General features: G+C 70.9%; 14 protein-coding genes and 1 tRNA gene. 4 read left to right on the top strand and 11 right to left on the bottom strand.

What is annotated here, in order from left to right:
• Window positions 1-88: 88 nt before the first annotated feature.
• Window positions 89-1,756 carry a hypothetical protein gene (locus BKI49_RS05555; RefSeq protein ID WP_095933063.1) on the top strand — a complete coding sequence of 556 codons (1,668 nt, stop codon included), beginning with the start codon at window positions 89-91 and terminating at the stop codon, window positions 1,754-1,756.
• 144 nt (window positions 1,757-1,900) lie between these two features.
• Here BKI49_RS05555 and BKI49_RS05560 read toward each other — a convergent pair whose 3' ends face one another.
• Window positions 1,901-2,461, bottom strand: a complete 561-nt coding sequence (locus BKI49_RS05560) for an HIT family protein (protein ID WP_095933064.1) — start codon at window positions 2,459-2,461, stop codon at window positions 1,901-1,903.
• A 67-nt stretch (window positions 2,462-2,528) separates the two neighbouring features.
• Here BKI49_RS05560 and BKI49_RS05565 point away from each other — a divergent pair, with 67 nt between their 5' ends.
• A complete protein-coding gene (locus BKI49_RS05565; RefSeq protein WP_095933065.1) occupies window positions 2,529-3,188 on the top strand; it encodes a potassium channel family protein in 660 nt (219 codons plus the stop codon).
• A gap of 36 nt (window positions 3,189-3,224) precedes the next feature.
• Here the strand turns inward: BKI49_RS05565 and thrS are convergent, their stop codons facing one another.
• The 3 genes from thrS to BKI49_RS05580 all read right to left on the bottom strand — a co-directional run bounded on the left by thrS (window position 3,225) and on the right by BKI49_RS05580 (window position 7,160).
• Complete coding sequence (gene thrS, locus BKI49_RS05570) at window positions 3,225-5,201, bottom strand: threonine--tRNA ligase (RefSeq protein WP_095933066.1); 1,977 nt, start codon at window positions 5,199-5,201, stop codon at window positions 3,225-3,227.
• Window positions 5,202-5,379: 178 nt separating this feature from the next.
• Window positions 5,380-6,597, bottom strand: a complete 1,218-nt coding sequence (locus tag BKI49_RS05575) for a hypothetical protein (protein WP_095933067.1) — start codon at window positions 6,595-6,597, stop codon at window positions 5,380-5,382.
• Window positions 6,594-7,160, bottom strand: coding sequence for a DUF4365 domain-containing protein (locus tag BKI49_RS05580; RefSeq protein WP_028801501.1), 567 nt, complete (start codon window positions 7,158-7,160; stop codon window positions 6,594-6,596). Before BKI49_RS05580 ends, BKI49_RS05575 begins: the two co-directional genes overlap by 4 nt.
• Window positions 7,161-7,330: 170 nt before the next feature.
• Here BKI49_RS05580 and BKI49_RS05585 point away from each other — a divergent pair, with 170 nt between their 5' ends.
• On the top strand, window positions 7,331-8,056 hold the full coding sequence (locus tag BKI49_RS05585) for a 3'-5' exonuclease (protein ID WP_095933068.1): 726 nt from the start codon (window positions 7,331-7,333) through the stop codon (window positions 8,054-8,056).
• Between the two features lie 88 nt (window positions 8,057-8,144).
• On the opposite strand, the gene BKI49_RS05590 is transcribed toward BKI49_RS05585, so the two are convergent.
• Window positions 8,145-8,216 (bottom strand) — tRNA-Val (locus BKI49_RS05590).
• Window positions 8,217-8,255: 39 nt separating this feature from the next.
• A complete protein-coding gene (locus BKI49_RS05595; RefSeq protein WP_095933069.1) occupies window positions 8,256-8,702 on the bottom strand; it encodes an SRPBCC family protein in 447 nt (148 codons plus the stop codon).
• An 88-nt stretch (window positions 8,703-8,790) separates the two neighbouring features.
• Here BKI49_RS05595 and BKI49_RS05600 point away from each other — a divergent pair, with 88 nt between their 5' ends.
• On the top strand, window positions 8,791-11,262 hold the full coding sequence (locus BKI49_RS05600; protein ID WP_095933070.1) for an SCO7613 C-terminal domain-containing membrane protein: 2,472 nt from the start codon (window positions 8,791-8,793) through the stop codon (window positions 11,260-11,262).
• Window positions 11,263-11,274: 12 nt separating this feature from the next.
• On the opposite strand, the gene BKI49_RS05605 is transcribed toward BKI49_RS05600, so the two are convergent.
• The 5 genes from BKI49_RS05605 to BKI49_RS05625 form a co-directional block, all read right to left on the bottom strand.
• Window positions 11,275-14,010 (bottom strand): exo-rhamnogalacturonan lyase family protein, encoded by a 2,736-nt coding sequence (locus BKI49_RS05605; RefSeq protein ID WP_095933071.1) that lies wholly within the window; start codon window positions 14,008-14,010, stop codon window positions 11,275-11,277.
• Window positions 14,011-14,272: 262 nt separating this feature from the next.
• On the bottom strand, window positions 14,273-14,893 hold the full coding sequence (locus BKI49_RS05610; RefSeq protein ID WP_095933072.1) for a hypothetical protein: 621 nt from the start codon (window positions 14,891-14,893) through the stop codon (window positions 14,273-14,275).
• A gap of 1 nt (window position 14,894) precedes the next feature.
• A complete protein-coding gene (locus BKI49_RS05615) occupies window positions 14,895-15,773 on the bottom strand; it encodes a carbohydrate ABC transporter permease (RefSeq protein ID WP_095933073.1) in 879 nt (292 codons plus the stop codon).
• Window positions 15,770-16,738: a carbohydrate ABC transporter permease gene (locus BKI49_RS05620; protein WP_179332342.1), complete on the bottom strand. Its 969-nt coding sequence runs from the start codon at window positions 16,736-16,738 to the stop codon at window positions 15,770-15,772. Before BKI49_RS05620 ends, BKI49_RS05615 begins: the two co-directional genes overlap by 4 nt.
• Window positions 16,738-18,027: an ABC transporter substrate-binding protein gene (locus BKI49_RS05625; RefSeq protein ID WP_095933074.1), complete on the bottom strand. Its 1,290-nt coding sequence runs from the start codon at window positions 18,025-18,027 to the stop codon at window positions 16,738-16,740. The genes BKI49_RS05620 and BKI49_RS05625 overlap by 1 nt, the downstream gene beginning before the upstream one ends.
• Window positions 18,028-18,853: the final 826 nt, after the last annotated feature.

Consider the following 18,853-nt stretch of genomic DNA (forward strand, 5'->3'; position numbering starts at 1 on the left):
ACTCTGAGAACCTGATCAAGGCAATGACCTGATCAACAGGTGTGCGAGGGGCGGAAGTCGGGAAAAGCCGCAGCAGCGGACGGCGGCGATGGGGGCGGAAGTGGCATTCGACGGTTTCGATTTCACTCCCGGGGCGCAAGTGCCGCTCACGGGCTCCGCGGGCCAGACGGCGGCGACCTTCGCCCTGGCCTCCGCGGCCTACCGGGACAATGGCATCGAGGAGATCCTCAAGGCCGACAACGAATGGCACAAGTCCACCGTCAAGACGGGCAAGGTCAAGCTGTTCGCACCGAATCTGGGCGAGGCCTTCGCCCGGGCCGTGGTGGACCGGATGCTGGGCGCCGGCCGCAAGCCGCTCATCCAGTCCTTCGGCACCGAGCCGCAGGTCGTGGTGGAGCACTGCCTGGCGGCGAACAACATCCGCCGCGAGCGGGACAACTGGCTGGCGGCCGTGATGGTGCTGTGCGGGCTGCTCTTCCTGCCCGGACTCGTCGTCTGGCTGCTCGTCTTCCAGATCCGCACCCAGATAGCCAAGCGCGAGGACAAGCGTGCCTCCGCCCTCGGCACCACGCTCCTCGTCGCCGTCGGCGCCCTCGCGGTGCTCTTCCTCCTCCGTATGCCCTTCTCCGGCTTCTGGGCCTGGTACGCGCGCGCTTCGGTCGTGCTGCCGGTCGTCGGCTGGCTGTGGGCCCGGCAGATCTGCGAGCGCACGGCCAAGAACCTGCGCGACCGCTGGGACGGGCTGCTGTCCGGCGGCGGCATCGGCGCGAAGATCCCCGAGGCGGTGCCCGGCAGCCCCGGTGAGACCGCGGCGGAGCGGCTGCGCCAGTCCCTCGCCCGGCTCAGCGCCGAGCAGCAGTCCAACTCGGTCTTCTACGCGGGCCCCAAGGGCATACTCGGCATGGGTACCCGGTGGGGCAGCTGGCAGCTCGCCGAGGAGCTGGTGCCGCGCGACGCGGACAAGGAGATCCACCCGTTCCGCAGCTGGGACGTCATCCGCTCCATCCACGACCAGCTGCGCATGCTGGAGCGCGGTCCGCTGAACACCGGTGGTTTCCCCGCCCCTTCGATCAAGCACTGGATCGTCACGCCGATCGGTGAGAACGCGAAGGCGGTGTCCCGGCCGGCCGGCACGGACGTGGACGCGTACACGATCAAGACCCACGCGATACAGGACATCTGCAACAAGCAGCAGTTCGGCAGCGGTGACCGGCACTACCTCGGGGTCCAGTGGACGCTCTGGGACGGTCAGTTGATCATCACGATGCTGATCACGGTGACCGTGCTGCACGAGACGCTGCGCATCGAGGTCACCGGGCATGCGCTGGGTCCGGTGAACCCGCTGTTCACCACCAAGCCGGAGGCGCCCACGAAGGAGGTCGCCAAGGCGGTGAAGTTCTGGGAGACCCGCAAGGTGAATCTGCCGCTGGTCACCACGGACGAGGTCGTGCGGCTCGCGGCGCGGGCCCCCTTCACCTGGTACCCGCCCTTCCTGAACTGGCTCGGCGGCACCGTGGCGCTGCCCGAGCCGTTCGGCCTGCGGCACGCCTGGGCCGACCAGCCGTGGCGGCACCGGTTCATGGCCGACGACGCCCTGCGCGCCGCGACCCCCGTGCTGCGCGTGGTACACGCGGCGGCGATCAAGGTCCTCGACGAGAACGGCGTCGACACGGAGAAGTTCGGCAACCGCTCGGCGTTCCTCAGCACGGCGGTCCAGGACCCGATGCCGCGGAAGGCGGACGTGTACGACGCGTAGCCGCGGACCGGCGGGGAGAGCGGTGCGCCGCTCCCCCCGGACCGGCCCCTGCTCCGGAGCCCGGCGGCGCACCGGTCCGCGCGGGGGCGGGGCGGAGTGTGGCGACGGGGCGGCCCGTGCCGGAGCCGGGCGGCCCATGCGGCCTCAGGCCGTCGGCCAGGCCTCCGCCAGCATCTTGCGGGTGTCGGCGAGCAGCTGCGGCAGCACCTTGGTGTGCCCCACGACCGGCATGAAGTTCGTGTCGCCGCCCCACCGCGGCACGATGTGCTGGTGGAGGTGGGCGGCGATGCCGGCGCCGGCGACGGTGCCCTGGTTCATGCCGATGTTGAAGCCGTGGGCGCCCGAGGCGGTGCGCAGGGCGGTCATGGCCTGCTTGGTCAGCTCACCGAGCTCGACGGTCTCCGGGCCGGTCAGGTCCGTGTAGTCCGCGACGTGACGGTAGGGCACCACCATGAGGTGGCCGCCGTTGTACGGGTAGAGATTGAGCACGGCGTAGACCTGCTCGCCGCGCTTCACGATCAGCCCGTCCTCGTCGGACTTGGCCGGAATCGAGCAGAACGGACAGCCGTCGTCGGCCCCCGGGCCGGTGGGCTTGTTCTCGCCCTGGATGTAGGCCATCCGATGGGGTGTCCACAGGCGCTGGAACGCGTCCTGCGTTCCCACTCCGATCTGCTGCTCCGGCTCACTCGTCATGTTGTGCAGCATATGGCTTCGCCCGATCGCGGCGTGTCGGCGGGGCGGCACGAGGGCGCTCAGCGGCCAAGCTGGGCCGGTGGACGATGACAGCCCCGAGGCCCGCTGGGCGGAACGCACCGAGGTCGCCCTCTTCGCGGCGTCGCTGGTGTTCATGGCCACCTACGCGACGCGCGTCCTGGCGACCGGCCTCCCACCCTTCTGGCGGGACCTGTGCGGTCTGGTGCTGCTGGTCCTCTGGTTGCTGTTCGCCGCGGACTACGTGGTCCGCTGGCGGCTCAGCGGACAGCACTGGTGGCGGTTCGTCCTCGGCCACGTGGTGACCACGGTCTCGGTCATCCTGCCCCTGTTGCGCCCGCTGCGGATCGTGCCGTTGTACGAGGTCCTCCAGAAGAAGCGCGGGGAGCCCCGGCTGGCGCTGTACGCGCGTGTGATCTCCTACGCGGGTCTGTCCACCCTGCTGCTCGGATTCGCCGGATCCCTCGCGGTCTACCAGCAGGAGCGGGGGGCGCCCGGAGCGAACATGCGGACCTTCGGCGACGCCGTGTGGTGGGCCTGCTCGACCCTGAGCACGGTCGGCTACGGCGACATCACCCCGGTGACCCCGCTGGGCAGGACGATCGCGGTCGCGATGATGGCCGGCGGGCTGGCGCTGCTCGGCGCGGTGACGGGGTCGTTCTCGTCCTGGCTGCTGCAGACCTTCACCAGGGAGGGCGACGAGAAGCCGCCGGGACGCTGAGCGTCCCGGCGGCATGCGCGTTCGCAGCGTCCCGGATCAGACCTGGGCCCGCTCCTCGACGATCTTCGCGATCTTGGCGATCGCCTCGTCGACCGGGATGCCGTTCTCCTGCGAGCCGTCGCGGTAGCGGAACGACACCGCGCCGTTGGCCATGTCCTCGTCGCCCGCGATGACCATGAAGGGCACCTTCTGCTTCTGGGCGTTGCGGATCTTCTTCTGCATGCGGTCCGAGGAGGAGTCCACCTCGACGCGCAGGCCCCGCTTCTTCGCCTCGGCGGCGAAGGTGTGCAGGTAGTCCACGTGGGCGTCGCCGATCGGGATGCCGACCGCCTGGACGGGGGCGAGCCAGGCCGGGAAGGCGCCCGCGTAGTGCTCCAAGAGCACGGCGAAGAAGCGCTCGATGGAGCCGAACAGAGCGCGGTGGATCATGACCGGGCGCTGCTTGGAGCCGTCGGGGCCGGTGTACTCCAGGTCGAAGCGCTCCGGCAGGTTGAAGTCGAGCTGCACCGTCGACATCTGCCAGGTGCGGCCGATGGCGTCCTTGGCCTGCACGGAGATCTTCGGGCCGTAGAACGCGGCGCCGCCCGGGTCCGGGACCAGCGGGAGACCCTGCTTCTCGGCGACCTGCCGCAGCGTCTCGGTGGCCTCCTCCCAGACCTCGTCGGAGCCGACGAACTTCTCCGGGTCCTTGGTGGACAGCTCCAGGTAGAAGTCGGTCAGACCGTAGTCGCGCAGCAGGTTCAGGACGAAGGTGAGCGTCTTGTCGAGCTCCTCCGCCATCTGCTCCTTGGTGCAGTAGATGTGCGCGTCGTCCTGGGTGAAGCCGCGGGCACGGGTCAGACCGTGCACCACGCCGGACTTCTCGTACCGGTAGACGGTGCCGAACTCGAACAGGCGCAGCGGCAGCTCACGGTAGGAACGCCCGCGCGCGTCGAAGATCAGGTTGTGCATCGGGCAGTTCATGGGCTTGAGGTAGTAGTCCACGCCCTCGTCGAGCTGCATGGGCGGGTACATGCCGTCGGCGTACCAGTCCAGGTGGCCCGAGGTCTCGAAGAGCTTCCCCTTCGTCGCGTGCGGGGTGTAGACGAACTCGTAGCCCTCTTCCTCGTGGCGGCGCCGCGAGTAGTCCTCCATGACCCGGCGGATGATGCCGCCCTTGGGGTGGAAGACGGCGAGGCCGGAGCCGATCTGGTCCGGGATCGAGAAGAGGTCCAGCTCGTTGCCCAGCTTGCGGTGGTCGCGCTTCTCGGCCTCGGCGAGGAAGTCGAGGTGCGCCTTCAGCTCGTCCTTCGAGGGCCACGCGGTGCCGTAGATGCGCTGGAGCATGGGGTTCTTCTCGCTGCCGCGCCAGTACGCGGCGGCGTTGCGCATCAGCTTGAACGCCGGGATGTTGCGGGTGGTGGGCAGGTGAGGACCGCGGCAGAGGTCCTTCCAGCACAGGTCACCGGTCTTGGCGTCCAGGTTGTCGTAGATGGTGAGCTCGCCCGCGCCCACCTCGACGTCGGCGCCGTCGTCCGAGGACGCGGAGCCCTTGAGGCCGATGAGCTCCAGCTTGTACGGCTCGTCGGCGAGCTCCTCGCGGGCGGCCTCGTCGGTGACGACGCGGCGCGAGAAACGCTGACCGCGCTTCTGGATCTCCTGCATCTTCTTCTCGACGGCCTTGAGATCCTCGGGCGTGAAGGGGCGCTCCACGTCGAAGTCGTAGTAGAAGCCGTCCTTGACCGGCGGGCCGATGCCGAGCTTGGCCTCGGGGAAGAGCTCCTGCACGGCCTGGGCCATGACGTGCGCGGTGGAGTGGCGCAGGATGTTGAGGCCGTCCTCGGAGGAGATCTCGACGGGCTCGACCTCCTCGCCGTCCCGCACCTGGTACGCGAGGTCCTTCAGCTCGCCGCCCACGCGGGCCGCGACGATGGTGCGCTCGCCTGCGAAGAGGTCGGCGGCCGTAGTGCCCGTCGTCACCACGCGCTCTTCCCGCTCGGAATCGCGTTGGATGATCACACGGACGTCTGACACCGGACTCTCCTGCCTGAAGGGGACGTGCGCATCGTCGGTCGCGCACGCAATACAGGCGATCGTACCGAGCCGGGGGTGCCCTCCGCGAAACGGTTCTCGTCGGTGCCGCCGGGAAAGTGTCGGCGCCGGCCGTGGCCCGCCATGGCGCCGGCCGGGGTCCTCGCTCCCCCGCTCCCCGTCAGTCGGCGCTGCACGCCTCCTCGAAGAAGTCCAGGTTCTCCTGGAGCGACTTCATCAGCCGGTCCCGTTCCGCCTCGTCGACCTGCACGGGCACGACCCCGGAGGCATCGGTGAGCCTGCGGAAGCCGCCGCGGCTCTCCAGCCGTCCGTGCACCCGCACCGGCAGCCCGACCAGATGGGCGTGGCCCGCTATCCGGTAGGCCTCCTCGTCGAGCGTCATACGGACGTGCGGCACCTCGGCGCCCGCGAGGACGCGCAGCCGCACGGTGCCCTCCCCGCGCGGTCCGGAGCGACGCATCCGCACCACGGCCCCGGTGAGGCGCACCGGGACGGACGGCTCCTCGCGCAGGTAGCGGGCGCCGGCCTCGCGCAGCACGGGCAGGTCGCCGGGCGAGAACTCGACGGGTTCGGCGGGGGCCGCGCCGCCCTCGGGGACGCCCGCCGAGGGCGCCCACTCGACGGCGATCCTGGCGCCTTCGGTGCCCCGGACGAGGGCGACCAGGGCCTCCATGAGCTCATGGCTGACGCCCGCCTCGACGGCGGCGTCGAAGGCGTCCATGCCTCCGGTGGCCCGCTGGTAGTCGATGGCCTCGCGGGCGGCGTACAGCGCCTGATGCAGCCGTACGGCGAGCGGCCGGCCCGCGGTGACGGGCACGAAGGCGGTGAGCCGGCGTCCGCCCGGTTCGGCACCGACCAGGACGTTCTCCAACAAGGCCGCGGCGGACCTGCGGTGGCGGGCGCCGTAGTAGCCGGCACGCGCGCGGGTGGCGAGCGCGGCGGCGAGGAGCATCTGCCGGGCCGCGGCGCGCAGCTGTTCCTCGACGGTCCACGGCGCCGCGCCCACGGGACCGGTCGGCACGTCGCGCCACCAGCGGATCTCGTCACTGGGGACGGCGAGCGCGACCAGCACGTCACGGGCGGAGGGCGAGCCGCTGCGGGAGAGCGCGACCAGGGCTTCGCTCAACAGGTCGTCGCTGTCGGGAAAGGCCCGGCTCTCCGGCACCAGCAGGCTGGTGCCGCCGCCACCGGGCCCGGGTGGGGTCCACCGGCCGTACCGTCCCGCGGCTCCGCCGCGCCGCTGCCAGCCGTGCCGGTGCAGCAGCGCGCTGAGGACCGCCGGATCGACCTGGTCGGGGGTCGGCGGGTCGTTCCAGAGGGCGTCGACGGGATGCGGCCTGACCGGTCGCAGCGACTCGTCGAGGGGGCGGTGGGTCATGGTCTGCCTCCCGTCCCGACCCGGGTCATGATCTCGCAGAGCGCCCGGTCGTCGAAGATGCGGGCCGTCGGTATGCGGACGGTGGTCCTGCGGCGGCCGGTGACGGCGTGCCCGGCGAGGTTGATCCAGTAGCAGCAGTGGCGCAGGTCGAGGCGGTCGTGGCTGGCGCGCAGCCAGTCGTCCTGGGAGCGCGGCACGAGCATCACGACCAGGATCTTGTGCACCGAGACCGGGGTGCGGGCGAGCTTCGCCAGGTGCTCGTTGTCCAGGGTGAAGGAGAAGGCGGGCCCGGGCGGGTTCGGCGGGATCTGGTACGTGCACTTGAGCTGCACCTTGATGGTGACTTCGTCGTCGACCGTGTGCCCGGGGGCGCTGTGGCTGACGTGCCAGTCGATGCCGTTGTCCGGGAAGGGCTGGGACAGCGAGCAGCCCGCCGCCGCGGCGACCGCGTGCAGATAGCCGACCTGCAACGTCTCCATGCAGGCGGTGGTGGCGAGTGAGCCGCGATGGGGTGCCGTCCGCTGGGGCAGCAGCCCGCCCCGTTCGGGCTGGGCGAGTGCCATGAGTCCAACAGCCTTCCAGACCAAGAGATTCCCCGTGACGGGCCGCTGAACTGCAAAGACCCGTACCTCTGTTGTCTCCTTCCGGCGTACGCCGCAAACAGCCCGGGTATCACCAAACGGGCAGAAGACGGTGCGTCAGCTGCCGTGGGTGAACGAGGAGTTGTGTACGTATGACGTGCTGGTACGAGGGCCCTTTGGCCGCGTTCGACACGGAGACCACGGGCGTGGACGTCGAGACCGACCGGATCGTGTCGGCCGCCGTCGTGGTCCAGGACGCCCCCGGTTCCCGTCCGCGGGTGTCCCGGTGGCTGGTGAATCCCGGGGTGCCGGTGCCCGCGGGGGCGACGGAGGTGCACGGTCTGACCGACGAGCATCTGCAGCACAACGGCCGCTGGCCGTCGCCGGTGATGGAGGAGATAGCCCGGGAGCTGGGCGAACACGCGGCGGCCGGGCGCCCGCTCGTGGTGATGAACGCTCCGTTCGATCTGACGCTCCTGGACCGGGAGTTGCGTCGTCACCGGGCCTCGTCGCTGGACCGGTGGTTCGGGTCGACGCCGCTGACGGTGCTCGACCCCCGGGTGCTGGACAAGCATCTGGACCGCTACCGCAAGGGCCGCCGCACCCTCACCGATCTGTGCGCGCACTACGGCGTGGCGCTGGAGGGCGCGCACGACGCGGCGGCCGACGCGCAGGCCGCACTGGATGTCGTACGGGCGGTGGGGCGCCGTTTCGCGGCGCGTCTGGAGCGGCTCTCCCCGGCCGAACTGCACACGCTCCAGGCGGTGTGGCACGCGGCACAGGCCCGCGGGCTCCAGGCGTGGTTCGCGCGCAGCGGCTCGGAGGAGGCGGTGGACCCGGCGTGGCCGCTGCGTCCGGAGCTGCCCGCGGCGGCGTGAGGACGCCCGTCGGCCGGGGACACGCAGCGCAGAAGGACCGGGAATGCGGAAAGGCCGGTCCGTCGGTGACGGACCGGCCTTCTCCCGGTGGGCGATACTGGGTTCGAACCAGTGACCTCTTCGGTGTGAACGAAGCGCTCTCCCACTGAGCTAATCGCCCGGGAACGGACTGAACAATACAGGTCCCGACGGGTGTGGTTCAAACCGCTTGGAGACAAGCCGTCAGTCCCCGGCGTCCGGCGCGCATCATCAGGGCGTGGTTGGCACGGAACAACGGCCGTCCGGGCACCGCGAGCCGGCGCAGCAGCGGCTTGCGCACGTCGACCTCCTGGTCGTACCGGGCGCGGGTGCCGGTGCCGTGCGCGGTGAGCGTCCAGCGTGCCCAGCCCTCCATGTCGCCGGACAGCGCGATCTCCAGGACGCCGCCCGCCGGATCACGACGCACCTCGCGCGCGGTGAAGGTCATGCCGTACGGGAGGAGCGAGCGGACCCGGATGACGCCGCTGCGGTCGTCGATGCGAGTGACCTCGCGCACCTGGGGCCACCAGTGCGGGTAGTTCTCGGCGTGCTCCAGCACGACGTAGACGGCGGCGGGCGGTGCGGGCAGCTCCCACTCGCTGCGGAAGCGGTAGTGGCTCCAGTCCATGTGGGGAGTGTGCCCGCTCGCGGATATGAGTACGTCGTGAGTACGCGCACTCATGCCGTGAAGGGTGACCGGGACCACACTCCCAGGCATGACCTCGATTCCGCCCCCGGCGGAGGAGCTGCGGCTCCTGGACGCCGAGCTGCGGCAACTCGACGCGCGCCGGGCTCTGTTGCTGACGCGTCGTGCCTGGCTGATCAGCGCCCTCCGGACGGCTCCGGCGCCGTCCGGCCCGCCGTCGGCCGCCGCTCCCGGACCGTTCGCCGCTCCCGCGCACCGGCCGGAGGCCACGGCTCCCGGCGTGCAGAACGTGCTCCTGCTGCTCGGCGGCATCCTGCTGACCGTGGCCGCCGTCGCGTTCACGGTCGTCAGCTGGGGACACCTGGGGATCGCGGGCCGGGCGCTGGTGCTCGCCGCGCTGACGCTGACCGCGCTCGGCGCACCGCTGCCCCTGCTCCGGCGCGGGCTGCGCTCCACGGCCGAGGCGGTGGCGGGCCTCGGTCTGGCGCTGACGGTGCTGGACGCCTACGCGCTGTACGAGGTCGCCGTCCCGGACGCCGACGGGCTCGGGTACGCCGCTGTCACGTCGGCGGTGCTGGCCGCGGTGTGGGCCGCGTACGGCCTCGCCGTGGGCACGCTTCACCTGCCGGCGGGACCTTCGGCGGTCACCACCCCGGGCGAGAAGCCCGTGGGCGCCGGCGAGGGACCGGCCGGCACCCGGGTCCGTCTCCCGCTGCGGCTGCCTCTGCCGGCGGCGCTGGTCACGGCCCAGTTGCCGCTGCTGCTGTGGGTGGCGGCGGCCGACGGGGGCGCCCACGCCGTCACCGCCGCGCTGCTGGCGACGGCCGCGTTCGACACGGCTGTCGCGCTCCTCGTCCCCGTGAAGCCGGTCCGTGCCGTCGCCGTCGTCGGTGCGTACGGACTGGGCGGGTGGGGCGCCTTTGCCGCCGGCTGGCTGTCCTGGACGGCCTCCGGCCCGAGCGCCGCCGCCCGTGCGGCGGCGCTCCTCCTCCTTGCCGCGTCGATCGCCCTCGTGGCGGCGTGGCGCACCCCGAAGCCGGGCGTCGCGGCCGGCGGCGCGCTGACGGGAGGTCTGCTCACGGTCGCCGCGGTCGGCGGCGTACTGCGTGCATCGCTGCCGGCGGACTGGACGGTCACGGCCCATCTCGTGTGTGCCGTCGCCCTGTTGGGCGCGATGCGCACGCCGCTCGCCGAGCCGATGAAGCGGGGCCTCGCGTGGGCTTCGGGTGCGGTGCAGGCTGTCGCGGTGGTGTGGGCACTGCCTCCGGTCGGCCTCGCCCTGCTGGGCCCGGCCGACTGGACCGGCCGGATCTGGTCCGGTGCCCCGGCGACCGTCCGGGAAGCGGTCACGACGGACGTCCCATGGCCCGCGCACGCGATCACGGCGCCCCTCGTGCTCGCGCTGGTGGCCGGCGTCCTGGTGATGGCGGTCCGCGGGACGGACTGGCGTCCGCGGGCCCTGGCCGCCGCGACGGCGCTGGTCTGGGCCGCGGTGTCCGTCGTCCCGGCCTCGCTCGAACTCCCCTACGAGGCAGGGTTGTCGGTGCACGGTCTGACGGCGGTGGCGGCCCTGGCCCTGGCCACCCGTGCGCGGCCCGTGGTGACGCCTCTCGTGCTCGCCGTCCTCACGTCCGCGAGCCTCGCGTTCCTCTCCCTGGCCTCGGAGGGTGCGACCCTCACTGTCCTCGGGGCGCTGGTCCTGTTGTTCGCGGCCGCCGCCCTGCGGCCTGGCCTCGGTCCGGTCGCCGCACCGGTCTCGCTCGTGTACGCGACCGCGCTGGCCTGCGCCGCGGGCGCGTCCCTGGACCTTCCCACGCATCGGATCGCCCTGCTGGTGCTCGTCGTGCCGGTGGCCGCCGCGGTGTCGGCGGCGCGTACGGACGACGTGGCGACGACCGTGGCGTCCGAGGTGACGGGGGCCGCCGCCGGGCTGCTCGCCATCGGACTCGCGGTGACCGATCTGCCGACGCTGGCCCTGGTCCTGGCTCTGTGCGGGGTGATCGCCGCGGGCACGGCCGTACGGGAGGACCGGCGCCCGGTGGGGTACGCGGCCGCGGCGCTGTTCGTGCTCGCCACCTGGGTCCGCCTGGCGTCCTGGGACGTCGGCTCTCCGGAGGCGTACACGGTCGTGGTGAGTGTTCCGGCGCTGGTCGTCGGTGTGGTCAGGCGCCGCCGGGACGGGACGGTCTCGTCGTGGACGGCGTACGGGCCGGGCCTGACCGCGACGCTGGTGCCGAGTCTCTTCGCGGCATGGGGCGACACGCACTGGCTCCGCCCGCTGCTGCTCGGCACCGCGTCCCTGCTCGTCACCCTGGTGGGTGCCCGGCACCGTCTCCAGGCGCCACTCGTGGTGGGCGGCGCGGTCCTGGCGCTGGACGCGCTGCACGAACTCGCCCCGTATCTGGTGCAGGTGGTCGGCGCGCTCCCCCGTTGGGCGCCTCCCGCACTCGCCGGTCTGCTGCTGCTCGCGCTGGGTGCCACGTACGAGCAGCGGATCCGCGACGCGCGGCGGGTGCGGGAGGTGCTGGGGAAGATGCGCTGACGGCCGTGGGGCCTACGGCATCCTGTCGCCGAGCAGCGCCAGATTCTCGATGGCGGCGAGCCCGTAGAGCGCGGTGTCGTTCGTGTACACCCAGTCGGCCTCGCTGCCCGGCACCAGGGTGACCGGACCGCTCAGCTTCGTGGTCCTCCAGGGCGAGGACTCGGTGTAGCCGTCGGAGCTGTAGAACTTCGTCCACGCGCGCGTGGCGAGCTTCGCGTCACCGGTCTGCACGGCGGCGTACGCGTCCAGGCGGGAGTGGCCCTGGAAGAGCAGCAGGGAGCCGAAGTCGGAGCCGTAGCGCGCCTTCTGTTCGGCCTTGGTGGCGTTGAAGTAGCGGCAGTAGTCGAGGTAGGCCTCCTTGAAGGCGGGCATGTCGACGAGGTCGATGAGCTCGGCACACAGTTCGTTGAGGCCGAAGACCGCGGAGAGGTGCGAGACGCCGACCGCGGGCGCCGCGGCGACGGCGAACCTGCCCGTGTCGAGGTCGTACAGCCCGGTGCCCTGGACGAAGCCGTTCGGCTGGGCGGCGATGGTCTCCATCGTCGACAGCACGCGTGCCTTGGCCTTCTCCCACTTCGGGCCCTTGCGCTCCCACTCCGTCAGCCAGGCGGACACGAGTCCGCTCCAGTCCGTGCCGAAGCCGATGGACAGCGCGTGCCGGTCGGGTGTGTAGGGCTCGGTGCGGATCTTGCGGATCGGGTCGAGGACCAGGAACGTCTCGTCGGAGTCGACGTTGGCGTGCATGAGGTCGCCGACGCGTTCGTCCGCGGTGAGGAAGTAGTAGTAGCGCCGGTACGTGGTGTTGGCGATGCGCTGCTGTTTGGCGCTGTCGGCGTAGTGCTGGACGCCGTGCCGGGTGCCGAGGCCCGCCCACTGGCCGAGGTGGTAGACGTCGACCTCGCCGGTGTGCCGGGTCATCGCCTCGGCGAAGCGGAAGATGTCCGCGCGGCCGCTGCGGAGGTAGGCGAACCAGAGCCAGAGGTCCGGCGACAGTTCGGAGTTGTCCCAGGCGTAGCCGCCGACGTCGTAGCGCCACTGGTGTCTGACCGGGTCGTAGGAGTGCATGACGTCGCCGTAGTCCCAGAAGCCGTACCACCGGCGCATCTCCACCTGGTCCTTGTAGTAGGTGAAGAGGAAGTCGAGGTGCTCCTCGATCCTGGCCTTGGCGGGCGTGGAGCGGTCGGGCTCGGAGTAGAGGCCGGGGCCGAAGACCTTCGCGCCGATGAGTTGCTTGGGCGGTGCGGCCAGTTGCGGCAGCACCCGGACGGCCGCGACCTGTTCGGCGAGCTTCTCCGGCGCGGGTGTCGACTCGTTGGCCCAGAAAAGGAGTTCGGAGGTGCGGGCGATGCCGTACGGGGTGCCGAAGCCCGGCTCGTAGTCCTCGTAGGTGATGTTGAGGCCTTCGAGCTGTTCGGCGTACGTGTCCTGGCCCATGCCGTCGTGGTAGAAGCGCAGGTCCATGGGCTGCGCCTCGGGCGACCAGAGCCACAGGGTGACCTCGGCCTCGTCGGTGTGGGCGTCGCGGATGTCGAGCTGCGCGGGGTATTTCTCCCAGAAGTCCCTGAGGCCGAAGGAGAGTCCGCCGGTGGGACCGCCGACGTAGCCGAAGCCGGAGGCACGCCGGCCGCCTCCCGCGCCGATCCAGCCGTGCCCCTTCTTCGTGCGCTTGCGCAGGGTGAAGCCGTCTGCGGACAGCTGGGCGAGGGTGTAGTCGCCCCATTCGGGGATGTACTGGAGCCGGGTCGTCACCCGCTGGTCCCAGGTGGACGGGTCGGGCAGCTTCTGACCCGCGAACTGGGCGGCCTGCACGGCGGCACCCGGGTCGCGCCGCAGTCCGGTGACGCCCTTGACCGCCTCGCGCAGCAGACCGCTGTCGTCGCCGCCGATCCTGATGTGCCGGTCGTAGGACGCGTCGCGCAGGGGAACGCCGAAGCGCACGCCCAGGCCGCGGATGAAGTCGCCGCTCGGCTTCCCCGGTTCCTGCTTCCCGTCGAAGGTGATGGTGTGCACCATGCGGAAGGAGTCGGCGCCCGCGTAGAAGTACAGCCGGATCGAGAAGGGCAGCCAGCTCCGGTCGCCCTTGCGGTGCTTGCCGTCGATACGGACCACGGCGCGCACCGGGCCGTCCTGCTCGACCTCGGTCCGCGAGATGGCGCTCTCGAAGCGCTCGTACTTCTCCGCGCCCTGGTCCTCGTCCTCGATCTCCGGCTGGCGGACGAGGACCAGGCGGCCGTTCCTGGCGATCTCCGTGGAGCCCCGGGTCACGGACTTGACCAGGACCGAGCCGCTCTTGCCGATCTTCGCGGTGATGACGCCGGTGGACACGTCGACGGTGGCGCCGTTCCTGTCGACGGTCACCTTCTTGTCGGGGGCGGCCGGTGCGCCGGCTGTGAGCGTGTACTTCCCGGCGTCGGAACTCACCGCGTGCGCGGTCCACTTGAGGGAGCCGTCCGGCCAGTGGGCGAGCGGCCACGTCTGCACGGGGACGGCCTTGCCGTCGGCGTCCGTGAGCGCGAAGGTCTGGTCCTCCCGGTGGACTCCCTTCGGCCAGGGCACGCCGACGGTGGAGCCTGGGGCGGCGCCGAGGCCGCCGTCCTCCAGCCACTCCAGGGTGACGGGGTCCGTGCCGGTGGCCGCGGCCGCGGGCGCTGCCTGGGCGTCCTGGGTGCCCAGCGCCCAGCTGAACTGCGCGGCGGCGGCGGCGACGGCGGCCGCCTTGAGGAGGGATCTGCGGGGAATGGGGGACATGGCCTTTCCTTTCCGAGCGGGGAGGTCAGGGGCATGACAGAGAGGGGCGCGGCGCCCGGGGCGCCGGCCTTGCGTGGAGTTCCCGGTGCCGTCGCGAGGTGCGGCACGGGGCGCCGGGTCTGCGTGACGTTCCCGGCGCTGTGGCGGGGCACCGGCCGTGCGTGCGGTCGTTCTCCGGGCCGTCGGTCAGTGGCGGTGCGTGCTGTTCCCGGCGCTGTGGCGAGGCACCGGCCGTGCGTGCGGTCGTTCTCCGGGCCGTCGGTCAGTGGCGGTGCCGGTGTCGCTCCTCCACCGCGACGGCCGCGGCCGCGACGAACCCGAGCACCGGCACCGCCAACGGCGCGACGAACCAGGCGGAGGAGGCCACCACGGCCAGTCCGCCGACGAGCAGGAAGGAACCGGCGGGATCGAGCACGGTGCGGCGACCCGCGGCCGCGAGCAGCTCGCGCCAGGACGCCCCCGGTTCCCAGGACGCCGCCGCGCGCAGTCCGGCGACGGCACCCGCGATCAGGGCGAAGAGGCCGACGGCCCCGACGACCGGTCCGCCGGGCAGCCCGGCGCGCACGGCCTGGACGTCCACCCAGACCGCGACCGCCCCGGCCCATCCGGCCAGACCGGCGATCCAGCCGCCCCGGACGGCCGCCCGGAAGTCGGCGGCGAACTCCTTCCAGCCGCCCGCTCGGTGGGTCGTTCGCCGCCGCAGGTGCCGGGCCCCGGCCGCGAAGGCGGCGGGGTACGTCACCAGGGGCAGCGCGGCCACCGCGATCCACACCCCGGTGAGCAGGCACTCCGCGAAGACGGCGAAGCGTTCGGCGAGGACGGACTCCCTGGGCGTGCGCCCCGCGCGGGCCCCGGCCCGCGCCCGTGGCTGGGTGGTGGCCATGTCAGCCCTTCAGTCCGGACGTCGCCATGCCGTCGATCAGATACCTCTGGAAGGCGAGGAAGAAGAGGAGCACCGGCAGCAGCGCCACCAGCGACATCGCGATCATTCCGCCGTAGTTGGCGACGCCCTCCTGGTCGCGGAACATCATCATGCCCAGCGAGACCGTGTACTTGCTCGGCTCGTTGAGGTAGATCAGCGGGCCCATGAAGTCGTTCCAGGCGTTGATGAAGGTGAAGATCGCGCTGGTGATGAGGGCCGGGCGGCACAGCGGCAGCACGATCGACCAGTAGATCCGCAGGTGCCCGCAGCCGTCGAGCCGGGCCGCCTCGTCCAGCTCCCGGGGCAGGTTCCGCATGAACTGCACCATGAGGAAGACGAAGAACGCCTCGGTGGCCAGGTACTTGCCGATCAGCAGCGGCACGTAGGTGTTGACCAGTTCCATCTTCTGGAACATCACGTACTGCGGGATGAGCAGCACGTGGTACGGCAGCAGGAGCGTGCCGATCATCAACGAGAACAGCAGGTTCCGGCCGGCGAACCGGATCTTGGCGAAGGCGTACGCCGTCAGCGAGCAGGAGATCAGGATGCCGACGACGGAACCGAGCGCGTAGAAGAGGGAGTTCTGGAAGAAGGTCGCGATGGAGATGTCGGCGATGCCGTCGGCCAGTCCCTCGAAATTGGTCAGGATGGGCCGGGTCGGGAACAGGTCGAGGCTGCCGATGATCTCCCGGCCGGGCTTGAACGAGGCCCCGACGACCCAGACGACGGGATAGAGGACCACGGCGAGGACCAGCAGGGCACCGAGGTGCCAGGCGAGCGAGCCGCCGTGCCTCCGTCCGAGCCGCGGGGGCCTGCGCGCGGTGGTCGTGGTGATGCTCATCGGGCGTCCTCCTCGTAGTGCACCCACCGCTTCTGCGACCAGAAGAGGACGGCCGTCACCAGCGCCACGGCCAGCAGCAGCATCCAGGCCATGGCGGACGCGAAGCCCATCTGGGACTCCTTGAAGCCCTTCTGGTACAGGTAGCAGGTGTAGACGAGCGTGGCGTCGGCCGGTCCGCAGGTGGCATTGGAGACCACGTACGCCGAACCGAAGATCTGGAAGGAGTGGATGGTCTCCAGGAGCACGTTGAAGAACAGCACCGGCGAGATCATCGGCAGGGTGATGTTCCAGAAGCGGCGCAGCGGTCCCGCACCGTCGACCTCGGCTGCCTCGTACAGTTCCTTCGGGACCTGCTTGAGCCCGGCGAGGAAGATCACCATGGGCGCGCCGAACTGCCAGACGGTCAGGGCGACCAGGCTGTAGAGCACCCAGTTCGGGTCCCCGACCCAGCCGCCCGTGTGGAAGCCGAGGAAGGACTGCGTACGGTCCACGACGGCGTCGTCGGAGAACAGCGCGCGCCAGACGAAGCCGACGGAGACGCTCGCACCGATCAGCGAGGGGGCGTAGAACGCGGCGCGGTAGAAGGCCTGGCCGCGGCGGCTCTGCGCGAGCAGCAGGGCGACCCCGAGCGCGAGGAGCAGTTTCAGCGGGGTGCCGATGACGACGTACTTGGCCGTCACCTCCACCGACTTCTGCCACCGAGGGTCGTCGAACATCTTGGTGAAGTTGTCGAAGCCGATCCACCGCGGCGAATTGAAGAGGTTGTAGTCGGTGAACGCGAAGTAGAGGGACGCGGCCATCGGGCCGGCCGTCAGCAGCAGGAAACCGGCGATCCACGGGGACATGAAGAGGTAGCCGGCGAGATTCTCCCGGCGGCCCCGCCGTTTTCCGGCGGCGGGGGCTGCGGGGCGCTTCTCCGGGGCGTCGGGCGGAGAGTCCTTGACGAGCGTCACGGCGGTTCCCATCAGGCGGCGAGGGCGGTCTTCGCCTCGGAGAAGAACTGCTTCACCGCGTCGGAGACCTTGGTCGTCCCCTGGGACATGTCGCCGCCGATGCGCAGGAACGCGGCCTCGACGGTGTCGGCCCCGGCCGGGTGCGGGGTGATGGCGCCGAGGACTCCGGCGCCGGCCACATCGGTCTCGTACTGCGCGATCGCCTTGTTGGGCGCGTCGGTCGGCTTGTACGCCTCGAACTGCTCGGTGGTGGCGAGGATGCCGCGGTCGTAGCCCATGATCCTGCCGACCTCGGGGTCGTGGACCATGAAGTCGATGAACTGTGCGACTTCCTTGGGGTGCTCGGTGCGCGCGGACGCGCTCAGCATCAGGGAGGCGAGGTACTGACCGGTCTGCTTGCCGTCGGTCGTCGGGATCGGGGCGAGACCGTAACTGCTGTCGCCCTCCGCCGTGTAACGGACCGTGAAGTTGTCCCAGGTGAACTCGGAGGCGGCGTGGCCCGCCGAGAGCGACGACTTCGGCTTGTCCTGCTCCACCCGCTTGGGGTCGGTGACGATGCCGGCCTTGACGCGGTTGTAGCCGTCCGTCCACCACTCCGTCAGATCGGCCTCGTCGAAACCGAGTCCGTCCTTGGTGAAGAACGCCTTGCCGTTCTGCCGGAGGTAGAGGTCGTAGAGGTACATGATGCTGAAGTAGCCGGTGTCGCCCGGCACTTTCTGGGTGTCGTGGATCGTCTTGAGCGCGGCGAAGTACTCGTCCCAGGTCCAGCCCTGCTTCGGCTTGATTCCCGCCTTCTCAAAGACCTTCTCGTCGATGACAAGTGACATGGTGTTGGATCCGACGGGAATGCCGAGCTGCTTTCCGTCGACCTGCCCGACCTTCTCGACTCCGGCACGGAAGTTGTCGAGGCTCAGATTTCCCGCGTCGATCTGCGACCTGAGGTCGAGCAGTACGCCCCGCTTGTCGTACTTCCGAAGAAATCCGACGGCGTTCTGGAAAACGTCCGGCGGATTCCCGCCCGCGGCCTGGGTCTGGAACTTCTCCCAGAACGCCACGTAATCCTGGAAGTCCGTCTTCACCTTGATCTTCGGGTACTTCTTCTCGAAGAGCTTGATGGACTCGTTGATCCTCTTCGCCCGCTCGTCGGCGCCCCACCAGGCGTAGCGGATGGTGACCGTCCCGTCCCCGGCGCCGCCGCTGTCCCCGCCGCAGCCCGTCGTCGCGGCCAGCCCCAGCGTGGCCAGCGAAGCTCCGGCCGCCTTGAGGACGGTCCGCCTCTCAACACTCCCGTTGTTTCCCACAGTCGGGCCTCCCCGCAGCGTCGTCTCCGCCTGCATGAATCGTTTCAAGTAAGCGCTTGCTGGCACAAGGTACGGAGGGCTTCGGGGCGCGTCAATGATTCGGACAGGAATTGATGTGCCGCGGCCCTCCGGCTCGACGACGGGCGTGCCGGGACGGAGCGCGAAGGGGCACCTGACCTCGCAGGTCGCACGCCCGCGGCCGACCGGTCGAACGCGACGGGACCGTGCTGCGGGTTGTGAACGGTGCCGAGCCCGGGGTACGTCGCAAAGGGAGCTCAGCCTCGCGGGAGGTGAGGAGGTTGCCCACCGTCGAGGAGGTTGCCCGCTGTCGGAGGTGAGGAGGATTCCCGTCGTCGGAGGCGAGGGGGATGCTCATCGCGGCCGGAGCCGAGTTCGTGGAGGGGCTGCCGTCACTGCGGGGCGCATCTCCACGGAGCGGAGCGCCCGGATTCACCGAGGGGCGCTCACCAGCGCCGGGACGCTTCGCGGGCACGTCACCGGCTTCGGCGGCACGCCATCGGCAGGTCACTCGCAGACGCAGCCGGCACTCCCGGCCGTGCCTCCCACAGCCGCCTGCGGGGCTGGGCGCCGGCGGGCTCCTCACCGACGCGCCCAAGACACGCGCCGCCAGGTCGCTCCCGATCGTAGGGCGCAGCCCTGAGGGACCCACAGCGCCGTCAGCAGCGCCCGGCCCGGACCCGTCGGCGACCAGACGCCGGAGCACGGCACGGACAGACACCCGGCGCCGTCAGGGCCACGGGTCGGGCGACCCCACCCGCTCCGGTGGCCGGATTCGAGCGGCCACGGCCCGTCCCGTCGACCCCTC

Source organism: Streptomyces sp. Tue6028 (genome assembly GCF_002300165.1).
GTDB classification, from domain to species: Bacteria; Actinomycetota; Actinomycetes; order Streptomycetales; family Streptomycetaceae; genus Streptomyces; species Streptomyces siamensis.